Source organism: Alcanivorax limicola (assembly GCF_019931215.1).
Taxonomy (GTDB): domain Bacteria; phylum Pseudomonadota; class Gammaproteobacteria; order Pseudomonadales; family Alcanivoracaceae; genus Isoalcanivorax; species Isoalcanivorax limicola.
The window spans coordinates 21,895-34,656 of sequence record NZ_JAIOUB010000004.1; the positions used below are offsets into that span (position 1 = coordinate 21,895).

10 protein-coding genes are annotated in these 12,762 nt (G+C 63.1%); 7 read left to right on the plus strand and 3 right to left on the minus strand.

From position 1 onward, the window contains the following. The first annotated feature begins 107 nt into the window (after nt 1-107). The 3 genes from K8B33_RS12935 to lipA all read left to right on the plus strand — a co-directional run bounded on the left by K8B33_RS12935 (nt 108) and on the right by lipA (nt 4,800). Nucleotides 108-3,014: a parallel beta-helix domain-containing protein gene (locus K8B33_RS12935; protein ID WP_223427213.1), complete on the plus strand. Its 2,907-nt coding sequence runs from the start codon at nt 108-110 to the stop codon at nt 3,012-3,014. 68 nt (nt 3,015-3,082) lie between these two features. Beyond that, the gene (gene lipB / locus K8B33_RS12940) at nt 3,083-3,808 is read left to right on the plus strand and encodes a lipoyl(octanoyl) transferase LipB (protein WP_223428005.1); all 726 of its coding nucleotides are present in this window, start codon (nt 3,083-3,085) and stop codon (nt 3,806-3,808) included. Then, a complete protein-coding gene (gene lipA, locus K8B33_RS12945) occupies nt 3,805-4,800 on the plus strand; it encodes a lipoyl synthase (protein WP_223427215.1) in 996 nt (331 codons plus the stop codon). Before lipB ends, lipA begins: the two co-directional genes overlap by 4 nt. Before the next feature lie 21 nt (nt 4,801-4,821). Here the strand turns inward: lipA and pbpG are convergent, their stop codons facing one another. Beyond that, on the minus strand, nt 4,822-5,823 hold the full coding sequence (gene pbpG / locus K8B33_RS12950) for a D-alanyl-D-alanine endopeptidase (RefSeq protein ID WP_223427217.1): 1,002 nt from the start codon (nt 5,821-5,823) through the stop codon (nt 4,822-4,824). 224 nt (nt 5,824-6,047) lie between these two features. On the opposite strand from pbpG, the gene waaC reads away from it, so the two are divergent. Beyond that, a complete protein-coding gene (waaC, locus tag K8B33_RS12955) occupies nt 6,048-7,130 on the plus strand; it encodes a lipopolysaccharide heptosyltransferase I (protein ID WP_223427220.1) in 1,083 nt (360 codons plus the stop codon). Nucleotides 7,131-7,184: 54 nt separating this feature from the next. Then, on the plus strand, nt 7,185-7,709 hold the full coding sequence (locus K8B33_RS12960) for a hypothetical protein (protein ID WP_223427222.1): 525 nt from the start codon (nt 7,185-7,187) through the stop codon (nt 7,707-7,709). A 1-nt stretch (nt 7,710) separates the two neighbouring features. Here the strand turns inward: K8B33_RS12960 and K8B33_RS12965 are convergent, their stop codons facing one another. Then, nucleotides 7,711-8,991, minus strand: a complete 1,281-nt coding sequence (locus K8B33_RS12965) for a DUF3300 domain-containing protein (RefSeq protein ID WP_223427224.1) — start codon at nt 8,989-8,991, stop codon at nt 7,711-7,713. A gap of 305 nt (nt 8,992-9,296) precedes the next feature. Between K8B33_RS12965 and arfB the strand changes: the two genes are divergently transcribed. After that, nucleotides 9,297-9,707 carry an alternative ribosome rescue aminoacyl-tRNA hydrolase ArfB gene (gene arfB, locus K8B33_RS12970; RefSeq protein WP_223427227.1) on the plus strand — a complete coding sequence of 137 codons (411 nt, stop codon included), beginning with the start codon at nt 9,297-9,299 and terminating at the stop codon, nt 9,705-9,707. Nucleotides 9,708-9,748: 41 nt separating this feature from the next. After that, the gene (locus tag K8B33_RS12975) at nt 9,749-11,899 is read left to right on the plus strand and encodes a TonB-dependent receptor family protein (protein WP_223427229.1); all 2,151 of its coding nucleotides are present in this window, start codon (nt 9,749-9,751) and stop codon (nt 11,897-11,899) included. A gap of 45 nt (nt 11,900-11,944) precedes the next feature. Here the strand turns inward: K8B33_RS12975 and K8B33_RS12980 are convergent, their stop codons facing one another. After that, nucleotides 11,945-12,751, minus strand: a complete 807-nt coding sequence (locus tag K8B33_RS12980; RefSeq protein ID WP_223427231.1) for a helix-turn-helix transcriptional regulator — start codon at nt 12,749-12,751, stop codon at nt 11,945-11,947. Nucleotides 12,752-12,762 lie beyond the last annotated feature (11 nt).

Consider the following 12,762-nt stretch of genomic DNA (forward strand, 5'->3'; position numbering starts at 1 on the left):
TTCACATTCTGACACGAAGGTACCACCTCAGGTAACCAAACACGCCTGTTCCCGTCTTCATGCCCCGGATAGCCTGCTGGCAACGCTATTTATCGGGGATAACAACAATGCCACGCCTCTCACTGCTGCCGGTGTTTTCGCGCACGCCGATTCTCCTGCTGCCTGCTCTGCTTCTGTCCGCCCTGCTGCTGACCGCCTGCGGTGGTAGCTCCAGCGTCAACGGCCCGGCACCCGGCCAGCCTGGAGGCGGCAGCGACAGCCCGCAACCCGGCACGTCGACGCCCTATACCCCGCGCCACTGGCTGATCACACCCGGTGACGATGCCACCCAGCGAGCGCTGGAAGCCTTCATTGCCGCCGGGCCCGGCGACGACATCGAGTTTGCCCCGGGCTATTACGAGATGGATACCGGTCTGGTGCTGCAACATGGTGAGAACGTCACCATCCGCGGTGCCGGGCGTGATGCCACAGTCCTCAATTTCCGCGACGCCAACACCGCCGAAGGCATTCTGGTCTCCAACACCCGGGGGGTGACGTTGCGTGACATGTCCGTGGTGGATACCCCCGGCGACGGCATCAAGGTCAAGGGCTCGGATTTCGTCAACTTCATCGACCTGCGCATGCTCTGGTCCAGCAACGATCTGCGGGTTACCGCCAGCAATGTGCCCGCCTCCCTGCACTGGGATTGCCCGGACAACTATGTGGTGTCCTCCTCCAACGGGCGCTATGCCATCTATCCGGTGGAATCGCGCAACATCCTGGTGGACAACGTGGAAGCCATCGGCGCGTCCGACGCCGGCATCTATGTGGGCCAGTCCAACGACGTCATCATTCGCAACAGCCGTGCCGCGTTCAATGTCGCCGGCTTCGAAATTGAAAACACCAACCGCGCAGATCAGTACGACAATCTGGCGGAATGCAACACCGGCGGTTTTCTGATTTTCGATCTGCCCGGCCTGTCCCAGTTCGGAGATGGCACGCGGTTGTTCAACAACGTGTCGCGCAACAACAACCTCAGCAACTTCGCAGCAGGCGGCATTGTGAGAGCGGTACCCAAAGGCACTGGCGCACTGATTCTGTCGTACGACCGCATCGAGATTTTCGACAATGTCTTCGAGGATCATCAAACCGCCAATATCATCATCGCCAGCTATGAATTGCTGGGCGGCGACGGCGACCGGCGCATGGATCTGTATCCGGAAGGCATTCAGATTCGCAACAACGTGCTGAAGAACGCCGGCTATAACCCGCCGCTGGAACTGACCCTGGAAAATCTGCAAGGGCTCAGCGATGGCGAAGTGGAATTCCTGCTGCCCACACTGGTGCGGCTGAAAAATCTGGGCCTCGGCGCACACATCGTCTGGGACGGCCTCTATGATGACCTGGATGCGGACTGCCCTTACCCCGTCAACGCAGACGGCGAGCCGGTGGAGGCCGATGAATTCGGCAAGCCGCAATTCAGCTCCGCCGATCCCAATCCTGAATGTCGTCACAATGCGTTCAAGTTCGATCAGGAAGGCCAGCGCCTGAAACCGGATTTCTGGCTCTGCATCGAGGACAACGAGTTTGTGTCCGGTCCGCTGGTCGAAGCACTGGGGGATCTGCTGGGCCCGATAAGCGGCCTGCTGCAACCCATCGGCCAGCTGGTCTCCCCGGCGCACTTCCTCAATTTCCACGGCCTGGATCTCGACCCCACCAAGTTGCGCGACAACGACATGACGCCGCACCAGTGCGCGGCCACGCTCGGCAGCACGCTGGCGAGTCTGCCCCCGGTCACCCTCGCCCCCTATACCCCCGTGGCAGGCAGTGAGCAGCCGCCCTCAGAAGCAGAAATCCTGGCGGTCTGTGAAGCAGGCGAGGCAGACACCATCAACTGGCCGGCGCTGGCCTTCAACTGCCCGGATCTGGCGCACTACAATCTGTTCAGTGATGCCACCGATCCGCGCAGCACGCCCCGGGGCGAGCGCACACTGCCTTACGATCTGACCACGCCGCTGTTCTCCGATTACTCGGTGAAGTACCGCACGGTATTCCTGCCGCCGGGCACCAGCGCGCGCTGGCGCGACAGCGACGACGGCATCAACGAAACACTGCTGTTCCCGGTCGGCACCGTGATCAGCAAGACCTTCTCCTTCCCGGATGGCAACAACGAAGCGGTGGTGGAAACGCGCTTGCTGATCAAACGCGCCAACGCTGACGGCTCCTTCAACTGGCAGGGTCTGCCGTATATCTGGGAAACCGGCGAGGATGGCGAGCGGCAGGCGCGCCTGGCGCTGGGCGGCGGTCGTGCGGCCGTCAGCTGGCGCTACAATGATCCGCATGTGGGCACGCCCTATGTGGGCAGCACTGACAGCTACAGCATCCCCCATGCCAATCAGTGCATTACCTGCCACGCCAATGATGATCGCGAGCGTGGTTCTGCGCCCATAGGCCCGAAGGTGCGCTACCTCAACACGCCGTTCGATTACACCGATCTGGGCCCGCGCAACCAGCTGGCGCACTGGATTGACCAGGGCATGCTGGCGGAAGCCCCGGCACTGACATTGAACGGGCAACAGATCGCCACCAATGTCGAACGGGTCGGGATTTTCAACCTGCCGGGCGATAGCGGCCAGGCCGCCAACTCACCCGCGGATATCGAGCATCGTGCCCGGGCCTACCTGGAGAGCAACTGCGCCCACTGCCACAACCCGGCGGGCAGTGCCTCCAACACCGGCCTGTTCCTCGACGTCCAGCGCCGCGTGGACGGTGCTTACGGCATCTGCAAACGCCCCACAGCGGCCGGTGACGGCTCCGGCGGGCGCCGTTTCGATATCGTGCCGGCAAAAGCCCACGATTCGATCCTCACCTTCCGCATGGAGAACGAAGACCGTGCCGACGCACGCATGCCGCCCATCGCCCGCAGCGTCGCGCACGCCGAAGGCGTGGACCTGGTGACGCGCTGGATCAATCAGGTGGTGGAACGCAACGAGGCGAAATACCCCAACAGCGAATCCTGCGGCGGCTTTTTCTGAGCCTCGCCGCGCGGCAACGCGCGGCGGATCAGCTTTCCTTGCCGGCGGACACGCGCGATAATGCCGCCATGACATTACCTGCGCTGCGTGTTCGCCGCCTTGCCGAAACGGACTACTTGCCGTGCTGGCAGGCGATGAAAGCCCTCACCGATACCCGCACCCCCGACTCGCCGGACGAGTTGTGGGTGGTGGAGCATCCACCCGTCTTTACCCTGGGCCAGGCTGGCAAACCGGAACACATTCTCGGAGCCGGTGACATCCCTGTGGTGCAATGCGACCGCGGCGGCCAGGTGACCTACCACGGCCCCGGCCAGACGGTGATCTATCTGATGCTGGACCTGCACCGCATGGGCATCGGTGCCCGCGCGCTGGTCACCGGGATCGAGAATGCCATTGTTGCCATGCTCGCGGATCTCGGCCTGGCGGCAGCCAGCAAACCGGAAGCGCCGGGGGTCTATGTGGACGGCGCCAAGATCGCCTCCCTGGGGCTGCGTATTCGCCACGGCCGCAGCTACCACGGGCTATCGCTGAACCGGGATATGGACATGACGCCCTATCAGCGCATCAACCCCTGCGGCTACGCGGGCCAGCCGATGACCAGCCTGGCTCAGCTGGCAGCGCCCCATGCACAGGCCGCAACAGAGGATGCCCTGCTGCACGCCCTGGCAAAGACACTGGCGCTGACATTGCCCGGACACGCGTTGACGGCACTGCCGGCTGCCTCGCCAGCTGCTACACTAGCGCCCGAACCCGGCCCGCCGCCGCACGACATCACCGCTCAGGAGCTCCCATGACGCACCCCGCACCCCGCCCCGAACGCAAGAAAGTGGCCCCCGGGGAAAAGCTGCGTGGCGAGCGCAAGGTGCGCACCATTCCTGTGGTCAACGAAGTCGCTGCGCCAGCCCGCGAGCGCAAACCGGACTGGATTCGTGTGCGGGTGCCGTCAAGCGGCCGCATCCAGCAGGTCAAGGACATGCTGCGCAAGCAGAAGCTGCACACCGTCTGCGAGGAAGCCGCCTGCCCCAACCTGCCCGAGTGTTTCGGCTCCGGCACCGCCACCTTCATGATCATGGGGGACATCTGCACCCGCCGCTGCGCCTTCTGCGATGTCGGCTTCGGCCGCCCCAATGCGCTGGATCAGGACGAGCCGCAGCATCTGGCGGAAAGCGTGCGGGATATGGGTCTGAAATATGTGGTCGTCACCTCGGTGGACCGTGACGATCTGAAGGATGGCGGCGCCGCGCATTTCGCGGACTGCATCCAGCGCGTTCGAGACATGACCCCGGCCACGCGCATCGAAGTGCTGACACCGGATTTCCGCGGTTGCATGGAACAGGCGATCGACATCTTCAGCGCCACGCCACCGGATGTCTTCAACCACAACATCGAAACCGTGCCGCACCTGTACAAGCATATCCGGCCCGGCGCCCGCTACGATCAGTCGCTGAAACTGCTGCAGGAATTCGGCCGCCGCAACCCGTCTGTGCCGACCAAATCCGGCATCATGGTCGGCCTGGGGGAAACCTTCGAACAGGTGATCGAAACCCTGCATGACCTGCGCGGCCACGACATCGACATGCTGACCATCGGCCAGTACCTGCAGCCGAGCAAGCACCATGCGCCGGTGGATCGTTATGTCCACCCGGATGAATTCCGCGAGTACGCGAAAGAAGCAGAAAAACTGGGATTCACGTCAGTGGCGTCAGGCCCGATGGTGCGCAGTTCTTACCATGCGGACCTGCAGCATCAGGGCATTGATGTGGGCCTGCCACACCCTGCACGCTGACGCTGCGTTCAATCGCTGTCGTTAATAGCCGGCCCGATCCGTAGCCGCCGGCGTATTGCGGCCTTCAGCCAGTTGCGGCCCCGCGCCGAACTGCGCGGTACGCTCCTGCTCATAGGCCAACGCGGCAGCCGCCACGCTGCCGCTATCCCCGGTGGTCATCCAGCGACGCACCCGGCCGGCATCGCCACGCGGGGTACGGGTGCCCAGCGAATCCAGTAGCACCATGGCAACCGGCTCGCCCTCTACGTCAGCCACCATCACCAGGCAACGGCCCGCGGCGCTCAGATATCCTGTCTTGCTCAGTGCCACCCCCCAGCTTTCAGCATGCACCAGCGCATTGGTATTCCCGTAGGCCAGGCTGTAACGCGGCTTGCGGAATCGCACATCATGACGCCCGGCACTGGAAAACTGACGAATCGCCTCATACTCATGGGCCGCCAGCACCATCTTCAGGAGATCTGCGGCCGTGGACACATTGTCACTGGACAGGCCCGTGGCATCGACAAACCGCGTCTGGTGCATGCCCAGGGCCCGGGCCTTGTCATTCATGGCAGCGACGAAGGCATCCTTGCCGCCGGGATGGTGCCGCGCCAGCACGTGCGCAGCCAGATTCTCCGAGGACATCAGCGCAATATGCAGCAGGTCCTGGCGCTGGGCTTCTGAGCCGATGCGAATGCGGGAGTAGGCGTTGGCCGGGGCCGGCGTGTCCCGTTCCAGTATTTCCAGCCATTCACTGAGGCTGGCGCCGGAATCCAGCACCACCATCGCCGTCATCAGTTTGGTGATTGAGGCAATGGGCACCACCTGGTCCGCATGTTTCTGGAACAGCGGCGCGTCGACGCCCGGGCGCCCCACAGCGGCGGCGGCGGACGCCAGTTGCAACTGCGGCATATCGACTGGCGAGCTGGCCAGCGTCGGCGTACTGGCCAGCAATGCGCACGCCGCCAGACAGCGTGCCAGCGTGTGCAATGGGCGGCGGGTAACGGCTGCAATGTCTGGCAGCACAGGAAACAATCGGCGCATAACGCTCCAGGTCGCGGAAGTCAGTCTCACAAGCCCCGAATCATACCCAAGGGCCCGGGGTGGCGCATTACACGTCTGCAACAGAAGATGTATAACGTGCTGCCCTCCACATAACAGAACTCACATTGAACGCTTACACAGGCCCCGCATACCATCGGGTACCGATGACACAGCATCTGCCCGGTGCCTGCTGTGTGCATGCCTGACCTGAGCCTGATGTGACCATGCGTGTACTGCTGATCAGAATGTCGTCCCTCAGCGACATCTTTCACACCTTCCCGGCCCTGTCGGACCTTCAGCGTGTCCGGCCGGATGTCCGTCTGGATTGGGTGGTGGAGGCCGACCTGGCTGAGGCAGCGGCCTGGCACCCGGCTGCCGAACGCATCATCCCGGTCACCCTGAACGACTGGCTCTGCCACCGCGACTACGCGTCCTGGCGCGCGTTCCGGGGCTGGCGGGCGAACCTGCGCCAACAATCTTACGACCTGGTTATCGATGCGCAGGGGCTGCTGAAAAGCGCCCTGATCGCTCGCCAGGCCGATGCTGCCGAGCACCATGGTTTTGACCAGCGCGCCACACGGCAGACCCTGGCTGCCTGGCTGACCGACATCCGTCACCCCGTAGGGCCGACGCAGCACGCTATCGCACGCACACGCCAACTGTTCGCCCAGACGCTGGACTACACATTACCGATCAGCCTGGATTTCGGCATCCGCGATCATTTCACCCCGGCCCCCGGCAAGCCCCAGATCGTGCTGATCCCGGGCTCTACATGGCAGAGCAGACTGTGGGCAGAGCAGCATTGGGTCGCGCTGACGCGCCTGGCGGTCGCCGCTGGCTACACCGTGGAATTGCTCTGGGGCAATGCGGAAGAGGAGGCCCGGGCGCGGCGCATCAGCCAGACCAGCGGGCAACAGGCCGCGATCCATGTGGCCCCGCGCCGTCACAGCATCACCGAAGTTGCCGCAAAACTCGCGGCGGCCCGGGCCGTGGTCGGCACGGCCACCGGCTTTACTCACCTGGCGGCCGCGCTGAATACACCGGTCGTCGGGCTGTTCGGCCCAAACTCGGTAGACCACACCGGGTTGCACGGCCCGCATGCGCGTCACATGCAAGCACCCTTGCCTTGTGTGCCCTGCCAACAGCGCCATTGTCGGCTGCTGGCCCGCCAGAGCAGTGCTGCAGCCCCGTGCATGGCGCAACTGCAACCTGAAGATGTCTGGCAGCAGGTCATACTGCACATTGCTCCCCTGCGCCGCCGCGCCACAGATCGACCCAGCCCCAGACTGGACGCCATGGCCCACTGAAACCGGGAGCAAGGTATACTTGCCCGCATGATGACATCCGCGCCAGGTTCCGCCATGCGAGCAGCCCTGTGGTTTGCAGCCACGGTCTTGCTCAGCGCCTGCGTGACCGAACCACTGCACGAAGAACAGCCTGATCCCGCCTGCCGGGACGCCCGCTCTCCTGAATTCGTCGTCTGCCAGTTCTACGGCCGCTATCTGACGTTGCAGCCGGAGGGCCTGCCCGGCGAGATCGCACTGGACGTGCTGAGCCCCTTCATTACCCCTGAGCTGGAATCCCTGCTGTACGCCACGTTCGACGCCCGTGAGCGCTATGTGGCGGACTATCCGGAAAGACCCGTACCGCTGGCCGAGGGCGCCCTGTTCATGCGCAATTTCGTCCCGGCGCGACAGTTTACGGTACTGCGCAGAGTGCCGATTGATCGCGACCGGGTAGGTGTGGAGGTCGGCATGCGCGGTGATAGCAGCCAATGGCGCGAACTGGTCGTCCTGCGTCTGACGCGGGAAGGCTTCCTGGTGGACGATATTCATTTCGGCGGCGCCGGTGCGGATGAAGGCACGCTGCGCCGGCGCCTGCCCTGAATTACTCTCGGGCGCTGCGTCCTCGGGGCTGCCAGCCATCCGGCCGAGATGGCGAATTAGGCGCCTGCATACGCTGGCGTTGCTGTTGGCGCGGATGCTCACGTTGCTGCTCACGTTGCTGTTCTCGCTGCTGCTCTCGCCGCTGCCCGCGCTGTTGACTGCCTTGCGGCGATCGCTCGCGATCTCCGCGCGCACGTTGACGCTCCTGCGCGGACGGCGGGCGTGAGGACGGCGCCCGCGTGGAGGCAGGTGGCCTTGTCGTCGGTGGCCGCATCTGCCTGGCTGGAGCACGGTCGCGCGCGTCAGCGTCGGCGCGCGGACGACGCTCTGTGTGCCTTGCTCCACGCTCGGCGCCACGCTCGCCCTGGGGTCTGTTGTGCGCGGTCTCTCGTTGCCAGACAGGCCGCCGATTGGCATCAATGGATGCGCCATGACGAGAAAAATCACGATTCAATTGTGGCGAGCGATAGGTCACACCACGGCGATGACGGGGATCATGCCGCCAGCGGACGTAGCCGCCATGCGCCGATGACCGCCGACTGACGACCACGATCTGCCGCCGCGGCCAGTCAAAACGGCTGTAGAAAAATCCGGAGTAAAGCCGGATGCCGGGTCCAAAATAAAACACCGCGCCGCTGTGATACCCGCGGGGCGGGGCCCAGTAAACCGGCGGATGGCTGGCGTGCCACCAGCTGCCATACACCACCGCAGGCTGGTAGTAAGGCACATAAACCACCTGCGGATTGGCCTGCTCGATAATGATCACGTTATTGTCGCGCCGGGTCCGGATCTGCTCTGTGGTCCGCAGGTGACCCGCCGCATCTGCCCGTTGCCGGAGATGCTGGATTCTGTCGCTGACATCCGCTTCCTGCATCAACCAGGCATCACCGAGTCGCCGGGTCCAGTCGAGATCCTCGTCCATGCGCTGCAACAGATCCGGGAACGCCACCAGCGCCTGCACGCTCGGGTCCCAACCCTGGCTGGCCGCTGCCCGCACCGCATCCGTGCCGCCGCGCCTGGCATTGCTGGCGGACCACCGGGCCGCCTCGACCACCTCCAGCGGATAGGTCGCCGCAATCAGTATCTGGCTGAGCAGCACATCCGGGTACAGCGCAATCGGAGCAAGCATCTGGTCGATGTCTGCGTCACTGAACACAGGCGCCTGGGTCTGGGCGCGCACGTGGCCCGGGGCCATGCTTGCTGCCAGCAACGCCCACAACAGGGCGCACCACAGCATAGGCTGCAGCCCGGTGGGTGAAGACGCCTTCTCTGATCCGTTCATGGTGCCTGCCTCCGGCGTGACGTGACGTCCAGTCTCCAGCAGCGGCCGAGAACAAGGCAACACACTGCGCGGCCCACACCCTGCCGCGCCGGCCTCTCTCGATAAATGAAGGCCGGAATGTGCACGATATGTAAAACCGCATGATTATTTTTATGCTGTGTAATCATCAGCTTGGACGCGCGCTGCGGCAGCATTTTTCAACCTCTTCACAGTGGCACGAGGATTGAGGAAAGATCGTGAAATTGCCATTGCGGCCCGTGATTGCGTAATCTGCACTCCTGTCAGCTTCCCGGAACATGTCATTCATGTTGTACATCACAGCCAATCTGAGCATCCCTGATTCGGAAATCGTAATTGACGCGATCCGTGCACAGGGCGCTGGCGGCCAGAACGTGAACAAGGTATCCAGCGCCGTGCATCTGCGTTTCGATATCCACGCATCGTCGTTGCCGGAGGAAACCCGGGAACGGCTGCTGGCACTGCGCGATCAGCGCATCACCGATGACGGCGTCATCGTCATCAAGGCACAGCAGTTTCGCAGCCAGCTGAAAAACCGCGATGACGCCCTGCGACGCCTGGCGGAGTTGATCCGCAGCACCACCGTCGTGGCCAAACCGCGCATACCGACGCGCCCCGGCATGGGCGCAAAAAAAAGGCGCCTTGAGGGCAAGCGCCGACGCAGCGACACCAAAGCGCTGCGCGGTAAAGTAGAGTAGTCACGTCGCCGTATTCCACCCCGACACAGCAGGCAGCTTGCATGGCACTCCTCCACCGGATTTTTTCACGCACGGCGCTGGCAATTACCGGGCTATCTTTGAAAGGACTGGCATTGAAAGGACTGGCATTGAAAGGACTGGCACTCACCGGGCTGACGTGCAGCGCCCTGGCATTTGCTGCCGATGCCGAGAGTGGGGGCGCGCGCCTGGACCCTGTGTTGATTGATACGACGCGCCTGTCCCGCGCGCTGGAGGAGACACCGGCAGCCGTCTCACACGTGGGACGAGAGGATATCGCCGATGGTCGCCAGCAACTGCAACTGGCGGAGTCACTCTCCCGCGTGCCCGGGCTCTATTTCCAGAACAGCGACAACTTTGCCCAGGGCCAGCGCATCTCTGCACGGGGCTTTGGCGCCCGCGCGCCGTTCGGTATTCGCGGCCTGCGCATTCGTATCGACGGCATCCCGGAAACCCTGCCGGACGGTCAGTCCCAAGTCGACGCACTGGATCTGGATTCGGCCGCAGACATCACCGTGATTCGCGGCCCCTCCTCGGTGCTGTATGGCAATGCCAGCGGCGGCATTATCGATATCACCAGCCGTGACGGTCGTGACAGTCGTGACGGTCGTGACATTGACCAGACCCGCATCCTGCTGCGCGGGGAGTATGGCGAAAACGGCTATCGCAAGATCAATGCCCAGCTCAGCGGCAATGAACGGGAATTCAGCCACCATGTCAGCGTGACTGACCTGGACTACGAGGGCTATCGCGAACAGAGTGCCGTGCAGCAGCAACGCATGAATGCGCGCATCGGTCTGGATCTGACACCCGAGCGTCGCCTTGATCTGGTGTTGACTGCCCTGAACACGGATGACGCACAGGACCCCGGCGGCCTCACCCGTGCCCAGGTGCGCGCGGACCGTCGCCAGGCCACCGCCAATGCCATCAACCTCAACGCGGGCCAACAGGTCCGGCAACAGCGTATCGGTTTGCTGTATAGCGATGACGACGCCGCCGGCGGCACACTCAATGCACGCACTTTTTTTACCCGCAGAGAGTTTGTTCAGCAATTGCCGTTCCCCGGCTCCAGCCTGGTCAGCTATGAGCGGAATTTCTACGGCGCCGGCATCGACTACACCGGCTACTTCAACACACTGGGTCTGCCCCAGCGCTATATCATCGGGGTCGAAACAGAACGCCAGGAAGACGAGCGCCTGCGCCGCACAGTAAACCCGGCGGGCGCCATTACCGGCATCTCCGGCGATGCGTTCCAGCGCGCCACGGCCGCCGGTGTCTTTCTGCAAACAGACACCGCCCTGGGCGATGCGCTGACCCTGACCCTCGGCGCCCGTGCCGACCGCGTGCGTCTGGCCATTGATGACCGCCGGGGTAACGACTCGGGGGCACGCACCTTCAACGAAGGCAGCTACAGTGCCGGCCTGCTATGGCGCGCACACCCGGACCATCAACTGTTCGCCAACGCCGGCACGGCCTTCGAAACACCGACCTTCACCGAGTTCGCCAACCCCGACGGCAGCGGGGGGTTCAACACCACGGTGACGCCGCAAAAAACCCGCAGCGCGGAAGCCGGTGCGCGAGGCACCCTGCATCCGACACTGCGCTATGACATCGCGCTGTTTGCCATTCGCGTGCGTGATGAAATCACGCCCTACGAAGACAATGGCCGTACGTTTTATGAAAACGCAGCGCGCACAGAACGTCATGGCCTGGAGCTGGGCCTGACGCACGCCACCACCGACCGGCTGACGCTCACCGCTGCCTGGACCTGGGCCAGTTACCGGTTCCAGCGTTTCGAGGATCGCAACGGCAATGATTTCAGCGGCAACCGATTGCCCGGGCTGCCGCAGCACAGCGTGTTTCTGGAGAGTGCCTGGCGCCATGAGATGGGGCATTTCGTCATTATCGACACCCGCTTTGCCAGCGACGTGTTTACCAACAACGCCAACCTGCGCAACAGCGACGCCCGCGCCGCCAGTTATGCCGTCGCCAACGCACGCATCGGTCGCCGCTGGCAGCCTTTCGGTCAGACACTGGATATCCACGCCGGCGTGAACAATATCTTTAACCGCGACTATTTCAGCAATATTCGTGTGAACGCCAACAACGGCCAGTATTTTGAACCCGGACCTGATCGCATGCTCTACACCGGGCTGACGCTCTCTTTTTATTAACGCGCGGGCCAAGTCACTGATCAATAAAGTCGCTGATCAATAAAGTCACTGGTCAACAAAGACGACTCTTGGCGGATCGGGATGCCCCACCAGGAAACTGGGTGTAACGCCAAAGTTTTCCCGGAACGTTCTGGTCAGATGTGCCGAATCGGAGAATCCCGCTGCATGGGCGGCCTCGGTCAGGCTAAGGCCCGCCAGGGCCAATTCGGTTGCCCGCCGCAAACGACGCCACAACACATAACGCCTCAAGGGCAGGCCAAAAGTTCGGGAAAACTGGTGGCTCAACCAGCTTTCAGAGACACCGCCCGCTGCTGCCGCGTCCCTTAGCCGAACGGCCTCCGCCAGGTGGCTATCCAACCACACCAGAATGTGCCGGAGCCGCGGGTCCACCTGCCGGGGCTGGCTGGCATTCAGATCAGCCTCCTCCGGTTCATGCGGCTCCAGCAGATAAGCAACCAGCTCCTCAGCCAATGACTCGGAAACTTCCGCACCGCCAAGTATCAGCGCTTTCCAGCTTTCAGGGATGTTCGGGCCGTTGTCCAGCGTCCGCACGCCCTGCTCTCCCCATCGCTGGCAGGCACGCTGGCAATCGACGCTTTCAGGGTCCAGATAAAGCATCACACAAGGTGTGCCCGCGCCATCAAACTGATGCACCACATCCGGCGGCACATAAAACCCGGACGCCTGCTGCCACGCTGCCTGCCCGCGCCTTACTCTGACCGGGGCCATCAGACCAACACCCAACTGGGCCGCGTGATGAGCATGGCAATCGGTATCAAAGGCAGGGCCCAGCAGCAACAATCGATGGCGCCAGAAAAACAACTGGAATCTGGGATCTGCCGGTTTATTCAATTGCCCACTCC